10 protein-coding genes are annotated in these 11,400 nt (G+C 68.6%); 8 read left to right on the forward strand and 2 right to left on the reverse strand.

Annotated features, from left to right (window positions below; all coding sequences use genetic code 11):
- The 3 genes from argH to QCD75_RS19255 all read left to right on the forward strand — a co-directional run bounded on the left by argH (position 1) and on the right by QCD75_RS19255 (position 2,851).
- The gene (gene argH / locus QCD75_RS19245; RefSeq protein WP_301231025.1) at positions 1-1,446 is read left to right on the forward strand and encodes an argininosuccinate lyase; all 1,446 of its coding nucleotides are present in this window, start codon (positions 1-3) and stop codon (positions 1,444-1,446) included.
- A gap of 80 nt (positions 1,447-1,526) precedes the next feature.
- Positions 1,527-2,057, forward strand: coding sequence for a pyridoxine/pyridoxamine 5'-phosphate oxidase (locus QCD75_RS19250; protein ID WP_301231026.1), 531 nt, complete (start codon positions 1,527-1,529; stop codon positions 2,055-2,057).
- A 53-nt stretch (positions 2,058-2,110) separates the two neighbouring features.
- Complete coding sequence (locus QCD75_RS19255; protein WP_301231027.1) at positions 2,111-2,851, forward strand: maleylpyruvate isomerase family mycothiol-dependent enzyme; 741 nt, start codon at positions 2,111-2,113, stop codon at positions 2,849-2,851.
- Positions 2,852-2,909: 58 nt separating this feature from the next.
- On the opposite strand, the gene QCD75_RS19260 is transcribed toward QCD75_RS19255, so the two are convergent.
- Both QCD75_RS19260 and QCD75_RS19265 read right to left on the reverse strand, forming a co-directional pair.
- Positions 2,910-3,431, reverse strand: coding sequence for a methylated-DNA--[protein]-cysteine S-methyltransferase (locus QCD75_RS19260; protein ID WP_301231028.1), 522 nt, complete (start codon positions 3,429-3,431; stop codon positions 2,910-2,912).
- Positions 3,428-5,035, reverse strand: a complete 1,608-nt coding sequence (locus tag QCD75_RS19265) for an AlkA N-terminal domain-containing protein (protein ID WP_301231029.1) — start codon at positions 5,033-5,035, stop codon at positions 3,428-3,430. The genes QCD75_RS19260 and QCD75_RS19265 overlap by 4 nt, the downstream gene beginning before the upstream one ends.
- Before the next feature lie 154 nt (positions 5,036-5,189).
- Between QCD75_RS19265 and QCD75_RS19270 the strand changes: the two genes are divergently transcribed.
- The 5 genes from QCD75_RS19270 (at position 5,190) to tyrS (ending at position 11,003) form a co-directional block, all read left to right on the forward strand.
- On the forward strand, positions 5,190-5,858 hold the full coding sequence (locus QCD75_RS19270; protein WP_301231031.1) for a DNA-3-methyladenine glycosylase: 669 nt from the start codon (positions 5,190-5,192) through the stop codon (positions 5,856-5,858).
- A 92-nt stretch (positions 5,859-5,950) separates the two neighbouring features.
- Positions 5,951-6,559 carry a hypothetical protein gene (locus QCD75_RS19275; RefSeq protein WP_301231032.1) on the forward strand — a complete coding sequence of 203 codons (609 nt, stop codon included), beginning with the start codon at positions 5,951-5,953 and terminating at the stop codon, positions 6,557-6,559.
- 26 nt (positions 6,560-6,585) lie between these two features.
- A complete protein-coding gene (locus QCD75_RS19280; protein WP_301231033.1) occupies positions 6,586-7,128 on the forward strand; it encodes an adenine phosphoribosyltransferase in 543 nt (180 codons plus the stop codon).
- A gap of 167 nt (positions 7,129-7,295) precedes the next feature.
- Positions 7,296-9,524, forward strand: a complete 2,229-nt coding sequence (locus QCD75_RS19285; protein WP_301231034.1) for a HelD family protein — start codon at positions 7,296-7,298, stop codon at positions 9,522-9,524.
- Between the two features lie 165 nt (positions 9,525-9,689).
- Positions 9,690-11,003, forward strand: coding sequence for a tyrosine--tRNA ligase (gene tyrS, locus QCD75_RS19290; RefSeq protein ID WP_301231036.1), 1,314 nt, complete (start codon positions 9,690-9,692; stop codon positions 11,001-11,003).
- Positions 11,004-11,400 lie beyond the last annotated feature (397 nt).

Below are 11,400 nucleotides of genomic sequence, written 5' to 3' on the forward strand. Positions count from 1 at the left end.
GTGGCTGAGTCCGAAACCACCAAATCGGGGGCGCGCTCGGGGACCAACACGGGCGCCCTCTGGGGCGGCCGCTTTGCCGGCGGCCCCGCAGATGCCCTCGCTGCCCTGAGTAAGTCCACCCACTTTGACTGGCGGCTTGCCCGCTACGACATCGCCGGATCCAAAGCGCACGCCCGTGTGCTGCACAAGGCCGGCCTGCTCGACGACGCCGAACTGGCGGGTATGCTCGACGCCCTGGGCCGGCTGGATGCGGACGTTGCCTCCGGGGCCTACCTGCCCGCAGAGTCCGACGAGGACGTGCACGGTTCACTGGAACGCGGACTCATCGAGCGCGCCGGCACCCAGCTCGGCGGCAAGCTCCGGGCGGGCCGGTCCCGCAACGACCAGGTGGCCACGCTGGGGCGGATGTTCCTGCGCGACCACGCCCGGATCATCGCCCGCGGCGTGCTCGCCACGATCGATGCCCTCGTGGAGCAGGCCAAAGCGCACCAGGGCGTGGCCATGCCGGGCCGCACGCACCTCCAGCACGCCCAGCCGGTGCTGCTCAGCCACCACCTGCTGGCCCACGCCTGGGCGCTGCTGCGCGATGTGCAGCGCTTCCAGGACTGGGACAAGCGCGCCGGCGTCTCGCCCTATGGCTCGGGCGCCCTCGCCGGCTCCTCGCTGGGCCTGGACCCGGAAGCTGTGGCCGCGGAACTCGGATTCTTCTCCGCCACGCACAACTCGATCGACGGCACCGCCTCCCGCGACGTCTTCGCCGAGTTCGCGTGGATCACCGCCATGATCGGCGTGGACCTTTCCCGCGTGTCGGAGGAAGTCATCCTCTGGGCCACCAAGGAGTTCTCCTTCGTGACCCTGCACGATTCCTACTCCACCGGTTCCTCGATCATGCCGCAGAAGAAGAACCCGGACGTCGCGGAACTCGCACGCGGAAAGGCCGGCCGGCTGATCGGCAACCTGACCGGGCTGCTGGCCACGCTGAAGGGCCTGCCGCTCGCGTACAACCGCGACCTGCAGGAGGACAAGGAACCGGTCTTCGACGCCGCCGACACGCTCGAGGTCCTGCTCCCGGCGGTTTCCGGCATGATCGCGACACTGACGTTCAACACCGAACGGATGGAATCGCTGGCGCCGCAGGGCTTCGCGCTGGCCACGGACATCGCCGAATGGCTGGTCCGCCAGGGGGTTCCGTTCCGTGAGGCGCATGAGCTCTCCGGTGCAGCAGTCAAACAGGCCGAAAGCCGCGGCGTCGAACTCTGGGACCTCACGGACCAGGAGTACGCCGCGATCTCGGCACACCTGACGCCGGAGGTCCGCACGGTCCTCAGCACCCAGGGCTCGCTCAACAGCCGGAACTCCCAGGGCGGCACTGCACCGGCCGCCGTCGAGCGCCAGCTGCTGGCCCTCGAAGCCGAGCTCACCGGCGTCCGCGGGTACGCGGGCTAGCAGGGGCGGGCGGCGCAAGTCCCGGCAGGCACGGCCACGGCGGCCGTGCCTGCCGGGACTTTCTTCGTTAAGGTAGGCGGATGAGCGAATCCCTCCGCCAGTACCTCCGCGCCCTGCCGGACTTTCCCGAACTGCTTCCGGACTTCGACCCGGCCGGTGCCCCCGCTGACCCGGCGGAACTGTTTCGGCAGTGGCTCGACGAGGCGCTGGCTGCCGGTGTCCCGGCGCCCAACGCCTGCAGCCTGGCCACGGCCGACGAGCTCGGGCGGCCCTCATCCCGGATGCTGATCCTGAAGGACATCGACGACGACGGCTGGCACTTCGCGACGTCCCGCGCCTCACGGAAGGGCCGGGAACTCTCGGCGAACCCGCAGGCCGCACTGAACTTCTACTGGCAGCAGCAGGGCCGGCAGGTCCGCGTCGCCGGCGGCGTCGTTGAGCTGTCCGCGGCGGCGTCCGCGGCCGACTGGCACGCCCGCCCCGGTGCGAACGGCAGCGACAACCCGGACTGGCAGCTGTATGCCCTGCGACCCCGCGAGATCGAGTTCTGGCAGGCCCGGCACGACCGGCGGCACCTCCGCCACCGCTACAGCCAGGCGTCCTTCGGCTGATCCGGAATTTTCAGGCTGCCCGGTGTTCAGGCTGCCCGGTTAGGATAATCGCCATGACCACCATCACCCCGGAACAACTCCTGGCAGAACTCCGCAAGGCCGCCGGCGCCGTGGCCGGAATCACCGCCACCTTCTCCGACGCGGACATCAAGGCGCCCTCGGACCTGCCGGGCTGGACCCGCGGCCACGTCCTGGCCCACATCAGCGGCATCGCCAACGCGATGGCCCGCCAGCTCGAATTCGCCGCCCGCGGGGAAAGCGTCGAGCTCTACGACGGCGGCTACGAAGGCCGGACCCGAGCCATCGAGATGGCCGCAGGGCACACCCCGGCGGAACACCGCGCCGACGTCGATGCCGCGCTGGACCGGGCCCTGCGCGCTTTTGAAGCGCTGGACGATGCCGACTGGCAGGCCCCAATCAGCTACCGCGGGGGAGCCGTCGTCGACGGCGGCCTGGCCCTGTGGCGCGAGCTCGTCATCCACGCCACCGACCTCGGGACCGGCCGCGGCCCGGAAACCTGGAGCCGGCCGTTCTGCGAGCACCTCTTCGACTTCCTGGCCGCGCGGGTACCGGAGGGCCAGCGGTTTGTCCTCCAGCCGCTCGGCCTGCCGCCCGTGGCCATCGGTACCCCCGGCGGCCGGTCGACAGCCATCAACGGGATGCTGACCGACATCGCGGCCTGGCTGGCCGGACGCACGCCCACGCTCGGCAGCCTGCGCGCCACCGCGGCGGCCGACGGCGTCGACCTCCCCGCGCTGCTGCCGTGGCCCGCCGGGGTGCCCGCCACCCGCTAAAAGCCCCCGCGAGGTGCGACTTCGCGCCCATGGTCTGCCGCAACATGGGCGCGAAATGTCACCTCGGCGCGGATTGTTGGAGCGCCTGCACGTGTTCCCGGTCCAGCAGGCTTTCCTTGATGGCCAGGCCCCAGCGGAAGCCGCCCAGGCTGCCGTCGGTGCGGATCACCCGGTGGCAGGGCACGAACAGCGCGGCCGCGTTGAAGGCACAGGCGCTGGCCGCGGCGCGCACGGCCTTCACATTCCCGGCCAGCTCCGCGTACTCGGTGTAGGTCACGGGATGTCCCGGCGGGACCGTCCGGAGCATCTCCCAAGCATGGCCCCGGAACGGCCCGGATTTCTGCAGCACCGGCACCGACATGACCGGTCCCGGATTTCCGGAGTAGAACTCCTCCACGGCGTCGGAGATCGCACCCAGCCCGGTGACGGTCTCCAGTGCGCCCGGCAGCAGGTCCGCGTGGATCTGCCCGGTCAGCTCTCCGGGATCGGCGGTCCAGCCGGATGACAGCACGGCGCCGTCACGGGCAATGATGGTGAAAGGACCGTCCGGGGTGGACAGGGTCAGCAACTGGGCGTTCATTGTTTCGCTTTCTTCGGAGTCTGCGCTGGGGCCTGTGTCGGTGTCCGCGACAGTGTCTGCGTGGGTGTCGGTGTCTGCGGCGGTGTCTGCGACGGGGCCGGACGGGCCGGCCGCGCCGCGGACCGGGCGGACGCTGCCGCGCGCCAGAGGTGCATCGTGGCGTAGGAGCGCCAGGGACTGAGCTCACGGAAGTCAGGGCTCAGGCTAGATTCGGGGGTCGCCGCGGCGCCGCCGGGTGCCGGGGCGAGGGAACGGATCCCGTTCCGCACGGCCGCGTCGTTGGCCAGAAAAATATCGGAAGCGCCGATGACGCGCATCGCGACGTATCCCACTGTCCACGGGCCGACGCCGGCGAGGGGCAGCAGTTTGGCCTCCAGCCCGGGCAGGTCGTCGCCGTAGCCGAAATCGAGGTCTCCGGCGGCCATCGCGGCGGCAGCACCACGGACGGAGTCAATGCGCCGCTGCGGGCCGCGGATCAGGGTGAAGCCGGTCTCCGCGATCTGCGCCGCCGTGGGGAACAGCCGGTCCAGCCCGTCCGCCGGAACCAGGCTCCCGCTCCCGGCCGCGGACAGTGCGGTCAGGGCGGTCCGGGCCGCGGCGACAGTGATCTGCTGGCCGATCATCGCCCGGATCAGCAGCTCCTGCGGGTCCACCGCCCCCGGCATCCTGATGCCGGCGATGGCCGAGACGCTGGCGGCCAGCCGCGGATCGGACCCCAGCGCGCCGTCGATGGCGACCGGGTCGGCGTCGAGGTCCAGCAGCCGGCGGACCCGGCTCAGCAGGGAGGGCAGGTCCCGCAGGTCCACGGCGCCGATCGTCAGCACCAGGGGACGGCCCGGGGCCCCGGCGTCGTAGTCCACGCGGAAACGGGCATCGCCGTGGGCGAGCCGCAGCGTCCGGGCATAGGAACTGGCGGTCCCCTCCTCGATGCCAGGGACGGCACGGACAGCGAGGAAATCAAACACGCCCGGATCGAACGGCTCCCGGTACGGAAGGTTGAGGGTCAGCGCCGTCGACGACACGGCGGTCGCCGCCGGCGACCTCGGGTGCCGGGCGGTGGCCCGCAGCGCCGACGGGGTCATGGCGAAGACCTCGCCGATGGTCTCGTTGAACTGGCGCACGCTGCTGAAGCCGGCGGCGAAGGCAATGTCGGCCAACTTCATCGTGGTGGAGACGAGCAGCGTGCGGGCGGTCTGGGCCCGGCTGGCCCTGGCCAGGGACAGCGGCCCCGCGCCGAGTTCGTGGCTCAGGATCCGGTTGAGCTGACGCGAGGAGTAGCCCAGCCGGGCCGCGAGCCCCTCCACACCGTCGCGGTTGATCACCCCGTCGTTGATCAGCCGCATGGCCCGTCCCGCGATGTCGGAGCGCAGGTTCCAGGCCGGCGTGCCCGGGACGGCCTCCGGCAGGCAGCGTTTGCAGGCCCGGTAGCCCGCCTCGTGCGCGGCGGCGGACGTCTCGTAAAAGGTCACGTTCCCCGCTTTGGGGGTCCGGGCCGGGCAGGAGGGCCGGCAATAGATGCCCGTGGTGCGGACAGCGGTGTAGAACTGCCCGTCGAACCGGGTGTCCCGGGCATCGATTGCCCGGTAGCGCTGCCAGAAGTCCATGAGTTCATCCTGCCAGCTTCCCGGGACCGCTGCTAGCGGAAATCGGACACGGCCGTGGAGGGACGGCGGTGGGTTTGTTAAAGCCGTGTAGGGCACGGCGGTCGGATTGTTAAAGCCGTGGAGGGGACGGCGGTGCGTTTGTTAAAGTCGGAGCATGGGTTTGATGCCTCCTGCCACGGTGCCCGGCCGCGGACCGTCTGCCGACGGGCTGCGGGAGCTGCTGTCCGCCGACGCCCGGCAGGTGGCGCCGCTGCTGCTCGGGGCGGTGCTGACGCATGTGGGGCGCGACGGAACCGTGTCCGTGCGGATCACTGAGGTGGAAGCCTACCTGGGCCCGCACGACTCGCTGCACCCGGATCCCGGCTCGCACACCTTCCGCGGCGCCACCGCGCGCAACGCCCCGATGTTCGGCCCGGCCGGCCATCTGTACGTCTATTTCACCTACGGCCTGCACCACTGCGCCAACCTTGTGTGCGGCCCGGAAGGCACCGCCTCGGCGGTGCTGCTGCGGGCCGGCGAGATCGTGGCCGGGGAGGAACTGGCACTCCGCCGCCGGCCGACGTCGAAATCCCCGAAAGACCTGGCGAGCGGCCCGGCCCGACTCGCCACAGCACTCGGCATCACGACGGCGGACAGCGGCCGGGACGCCCTCGCGGCCCCGTTCCGCCTGGAACTTCCGGCCGGACCGGCCGGGGACATCAGTTCGGGCCCCCGCGTAGGGGTCTCCGGCGCCGGGGGAACCCATGACTACCCCTGGCGGTTCTGGCTAAGCGGGGACCCGACCGTCTCCCGATACAAGGCGGCGAAGGTGCGCCCGGCCTAGCGGGGCGCCGATGGGTGCTGGCGGATCCCCAGGGACCGGGAACGCGGGAGGTGGAAGAACGGGGGACGGTGAAGACTGATGGGTGAGGGCAAATGGGCGAGGGCAAACGCGGGAAACCACGCAGCGAGCTCGAACGGCTCGAGATCTTTGAGAAACTCGCCGCCGACTACTTCCGAATGGTCGAGCTATTCACAGCCGATGACGGGCCGGTGCCGCCGGACTCCGTCGAGGGGGAACGCCGGCAGTGGGTGGAGCTCTTCCGTGCGGCCCTGCTGCGCAAGTTCATCGTCCGGGATGAACACGTATCCCTCAAGCTCGTGGTGCGGGCCCTGCGCCTCTGCAACCACGCAGCCGACCGCCGGCTCACCGAGGGAACCGAACAAATCGTTGGCCTGTTCACCGCCGAGATGGTCCAGGGCCGGCAGCATGGAATGCCGGCACCAACCCCGGAGGACGGGCGGGACATTTTCGAGGACGTCCTCTACGGGCGGCTCCTGCACGGCGACGCCGACCGGTTCCACCGTTCGGAATGGGCCAGGGACTACGGCCGCATGAGTGCAGCGGCGGCCCAAAGGTTCGACGCGGAGCATGCCCTCGGCAAGGCGCTCGAGGTCGTCAGTTACGGATTCGCGAACGGTCTCCTGCAGTCTCCGGCAGTGCCGGACAGCAACACGGGTCCAGCCAGTAAGGTTGACGGGTGAATCAACGCGAGCCCCACCAGAGAACCATGACCCGGAATGACACCACCGCGCCGGTGGACGGGCTGATCAGCAGCCTGTGCGCCTCCATCCCCGATTACCCCAAGCCCGGCATCGTCTTCAAGGACCTGACCCCGGTCTTCGCCGACGGCGCGGCACTGAAGGCCGTCGTGAACGCCCTGGTCGAGCCGTTCAGGGGCCAGTTCGACGCCGTCGCCGGCGTCGAGGCCCGCGGCTTCCTGCTGGCGGCCGCTGCCGCGTACGCCACCGACACCGGCGTCATCACCGTCCGCAAGGCCGGGAAACTTCCGCGTGAAGTGGTCTCCGAGGACTACGCCCTCGAATACGGCAACGCCACCCTGGAACTTCACACCACGGACCTCGCGCCGGGCAGCCGGGTCCTGATCCTCGACGACGTCCTCGCCACCGGGGGCACACTCGGCGCCGCCGTGCGCCTGTTCGAACGCTGCGGCGTCGAGGTGGCCGGCGTCGGCGTCGTCCTGGAACTCGGCGACCTCAGTGGCCGCTCGGCCCTGGCCGGCCACCGGGTCAGTTCCCTGCTGCGCCTATAACCCCGCCCCGCGAGCCGCCCCGCCCGGCCGCCCCGCGCCCGGCTGCAAGGAAGGCTGGACGGCTCCGCGCGCCTCGGTAGAATGCCTGCAAAAACCGACAGTGCCGATGGGGAGGCCGAAATGGTTGTAGAATGGTTGGTCTGTCTTTTTCGATAGGGGAACGTTCGATGCACGACGCTGATTTGGCCCATGAACGCGACTATGTGGCCGGACTTTACGCCCGGCTGGATGAGCTGCGGGCGGAAAAGCGCGCCCAGCTGGCGCAGGTACGGCGCGCCGGTGCGGTGGGCACCATGCAGAACGTCTCGGAGCGGGACGCGTTCGCCGCGCTTTACGAGGACCGCCTGGCGCAGCTCGACGCCGTCGACGACCGGCTCGTGTTCGGCCGCCTCGACCTCGACTCCGGCGAGGCGCAGTACATCGGCCGCATCGGCCTGACCACTGATGACCTGCAGCGCCTCATGCTGGACTGGCGCGCCCCCGAAGCCGGGCACTTCTACCAGGCCACCGCATTCGACCGGCAGGGTGTGCGCCGCCGCCGGCACCTGATCCTGCAGGGCCGCGAGGTCAAGGCAATCGAGGATGACGTCCTCGACGCGGACCTGCTCGCCGACAACGAGTCCCTCCAGGGCGAGGGCGCACTATTGGCGGCCCTGAACTCCAAGCGGACCGGCCGGATGTCCGACATCGTCGGGACCATCCAGTCCGAGCAGGACCGGATCATCCGCTCCTCGATCTCCGGTGCCCTCGTAGTCCAGGGCGGTCCCGGAACCGGCAAGACCGCGGTGGCGCTGCACCGCGCCGCGTACCTGCTCTACACCCACCGTGACCGGCTGAAAACCGCCGGCGTGCTGCTGGTGGGGCCGTCGTCGTCATTCATGAAGTACATCGAGCGCGTGCTGCCATCGCTCGGCGAAACCGGCGTCGTGATGGCCAGCGTCGGCCGCCTGATGCCCGGCATCCACGCCGTCGCCGAGCCCGAATCCGAGGTCGCTGCCATCAAAGGCCGGCTCGACATGGCCGAGGTCGTGGCGAACGCCGTGGCCAACCGGCAGCGCATCCCGGCGGAAAACCGCATCCTCGAAGTCGACGGGCGCAAGCTTCTCCTGACTCCCCGGCAGGTCCGCCGCGCCCGGGACCGGGCCCGTTCCACCGGCAAGCCGCACAACGAGGCCCGCGTTTCGTTCGTGAAGATCCTGCTGCGCGAACTGACCGAGCAGATGACGGAACTTGTCGAGGCCGGCAGCATCGGCAACAACGCCGACCGCTCCTACCTGGCCGAGGACGTCCGCTCCGCCCGCGACGTCCGCATCGCCCTGAACCTGTGCTGGATGCCGATGACCCCGGAGAAGCTCATCGGTGAACTCTTCAGCAGACCGGCGATCCTGGATGCCTGCACCCCCAAGCTCACCCCGGCCGAGCGCAAACTGCTGCTCCGGCCCGCGGATGCCCCGTGGACCGAGGCGGACGTGCCGCTGCTGGACGAGGCCGCCGAACTCCTCGGCGAACTCGACGCGGCCGCAGGCAGGGGACTGGCCCAGCAGGAGAATGACCGCGCCCGCGACCTGGCCAATGCCAAGCAGACGCTGGTGAACATGGAAACCGCCGGCGTCGACGTCCTGATCTCCGCCGAAGAACTCGTGGACCAGAACCAGGAACGCGAAGCCCGGCTCACAGCCGCCGAGCGCGCCACGACCGACCGGAGCTGGGCGTTCGGGCACATTGTGGTGGACGAGGCCCAGGAGCTGTCGCCGATGCAATGGCGCCTGCTGGTCCGCCGCTGCCCGCTGAAGTCCTTCACCATCGTGGGCGACATCGCCCAGACGAGCTCCGTGGCCGGCGCCAATTCCTGGCAGGGCGCCCTGGCACCCATGTTTGGCGACCGCTGGCAGCTTGAAGAGCTCACCGTTAACTACCGCACGCCCTCGCAGATCGCGGAAGCCGCCGCCCGGATGGCCAACGCGGCCGGACTGGTGGTCTCCGCCCCGAAGGCTGTCCGGGAAGGCCGCTGGGCGCCCGTGATCGACCGTGTCGAGCCGGGCCAGATCATCAACAAGCTCGTGGAGGTCCTGCCCGAGGAGCTCGCTGCGCTGGAAGGAGGCCTGCTGGCGGTCATCGCCGACGGCGAACTCCTCCCGGAGGCGACCGCCGCGCTGCGCGCCGTATATGGCCGCCGCGTCGGTACAGATGCCGGCAGCTACGTGCAGGACATCGTGGTGATCAGCCCCCGGGAAGCCAAGGGCTTGGAGTTCGACGGCGTTGTGGTGCTGGAGCCGTCCGCGATGCTCAACCATGAGCACGGCCGCGTCGGGGACCTGTATGTGGCCATGACCCGGCCAACCCAGCGGCTGCGCCTCATCGCCGCCGCCGGAGTACCGGCCGGCATCGAGGACTGAGTCCGGCCGTCAGGCGCCGGTTCGCCGGACGGCCGTTGGCCCCCCTGGCCGACGGACGGCCGGCCGGGCGGGCGGCCGCTGACCGCCTGGCCCGCATGGCCGACGGCCGGCCCGCCGGACGGTCACACGAGCTGGGTGTGCGTTGATCCTGCTAACTTAGATTCCGTGTCCCAGCTAAATGATCTCCGTTCCCAGCAGAATGACCCCAACTTCGCCAACGTCTGGCAGGAGCTGAAATGGCGTGGCCTCGTCCACGTCTCGACAGACGAGGCCGAGCTCGAGAAACTACTCGCCGGCGATCCCGCAACCTACTACTGCGGCTTCGATCCCACCGCCGCGAGCCTGCATCTGGGAAACCTGGTCCAGTTGCTGCTGATGCGCCGGATCCAGCTGGCCGGCCACCGGCCCCTTGGCCTCGTCGGAGGCTCCACCGGCCTGATCGGAGATCCGCGGCAGACCGCCGAACGCGTCCTCAACACACCCGAGACTGTCGCCGAATGGGTCGGGAAACTGCAGGAACAGGTCCAGCGTTTCCTCAGCTTCGAAGGCGACAACGCGGCCCGGATGGTCAACAACCTGGACTGGACCGCTCCGTTGAGTGCCATCGACTTCCTGCGGGGGATCGGCAAACACTTCCGGGTCGGCACCATGATCAAGAAGGACATTGTGGCCAACCGGCTGAATTCCGATGAGGGGATCAGCTATACGGAATTCAGCTACCAGATCCTGCAGGGTATGGACTACCTTCAGCTGTTCCGCGATTACGGCTGTGTCCTGCAGACCGGGGGTTCGGACCAGTGGGGCAACCTCACCAGCGGCACCGACCTCATCCGCAAGGTCGAGGGCAGACACGTCCACGCGCTGGGTACACCCCTCATCACCAATTCCGACGGCACGAAGTTCGGCAAGAGCGAGGGCAACGCCATCTGGCTCGATCCGGAGATGTGCAGTCCTTACGCCTTCTACCAGTTCTGGCTTAACACGGCGGACAGCGACGTTGCGGCACGCCTGAAGGTGTTCACGTTCCTCAGCCGTGCCGAGATCGAGGCACTCGAGGCCGCGGTTGCCGATCGGCCATTCGCTCGCGAAGGACAGCGCAAGCTGGCGTACGAAGTGACCTCCCTCGTCCACGGTGTGGATGCCACGGAGAAAGTCATCGCCGCCTCCGCAGCGCTGTTCGGCAACGGTGATCTTGCGGCTCTTGACGAGGCCACCCTGAGGGCTGCCACCTCCGAACTTCCGTCCGCCACCGTCGATGCCGCCGGCCTGGGCATCATCGACCTGCTGGTGGCGACCGGACTGTCGGACAGCAAGTCCGCCGCCCGCCGCACCGTGGGGGAGGGTGGCGCCTATGTCAACAACGCCAAGGTGGCGGATCCGGACGCTGTTATTGCAGCGGACCAGCTCCTGCACGGACGTTACCTGCTGCTGCGCCGGGGCAAGAAGAACCTGGCAACAGTGGAAGTCTCCGCGGCCTAGCCCGGCGCCCCGCCCCATCCGCACGCTCCTTCCCGACCCGGTTGCAAGGTCGGGAAGGAGCGTGTATTGTTTTCTGAGTCGCCACCGATGAGTGGCGGCCAACCCCAACAAAAATATGAGAAGCAATTCTTCTAGCGCTTTCGGCTCCCCGGAGCACGCAGCGCAGAAATGAAAAATTCGCTTCACATTTTGCTGGGTTCATTTATTCCATCAAATGAAATTTGGATGAAAATCCGGATTTGCAAAGTTGATATGAATGAAATAAGCTTGAAATATCGCAGCGAAGAAAAGCCGAAACAAAAGAATTCAATTAGATGGAATTGTTTCCGCTAGTACTTCGAATGTGTCTGTTGTTTGAGAACTCAATAGTGTGCCAAGTTTGTTGATACCAATTTAT

The sequence above is a fragment of the Arthrobacter sp. PsM3 genome, from assembly GCF_030433895.1.
Lineage (GTDB): Bacteria > Actinomycetota > Actinomycetes > Actinomycetales > Micrococcaceae > Arthrobacter.